We start from the raw sequence: 273 nt of genomic DNA, 5'->3' as shown, positions 1-273 counted from the left end.
GAATCGAGACGCTACCCAGGCGGGTTGATCGGTACGGTAAGGCAAAGAGTCGTGCGCTCGATGTAGCGCAGTTTATCGGCGACCACGTTGAAGGTCAAGAAACGCTTCACCAGCGGCTCACCACTTGCGGTGACTAGCTGCTGTTCCGGCACTACTTCACCATCGACGCTGTGAGGCTGCATGCGGCCAGCTTCTGCATGAAGCACCTGCTTTGCCCTCTGTGTGCCATTAGACGGGGCGCTAAGTCGATGAAAGCCTACTTGGATAGGTGGG

At 57.1% G+C, this 273-nt stretch carries 1 protein-coding gene; it reads right to left on the bottom strand.

What is annotated here, in order from left to right; all coding sequences use genetic code 11:
- Positions 1 to 11 precede the first annotated feature (11 nt).
- Positions 12 to 182 (bottom strand): hypothetical protein, encoded by a 171-nt coding sequence (locus ABG80_RS22740; RefSeq protein WP_160322519.1) that lies wholly within the window; start codon positions 180 to 182, stop codon positions 12 to 14.
- Positions 183 to 273 lie beyond the last annotated feature (91 nt).

Source organism: Aquabacterium parvum (genome assembly GCF_001447195.1).
Taxonomy (GTDB): domain Bacteria; phylum Pseudomonadota; class Gammaproteobacteria; order Burkholderiales; family Burkholderiaceae_C; genus Aquabacterium; species Aquabacterium parvum.
Note: the sequence above shows the minus strand (reverse complement) of the source record. Positions and strands in the feature narration are given on the sequence as shown.

What these genes read in the sequence shown, in the direction of transcription:
- ABG80_RS22740 (WP_160322519.1), bottom strand. Translation starts at nt 182, where the DNA reads ATGCAGCCTCACAGCGTCGATGGTGAAGTAGTGCCGGAACAGCAGCTA.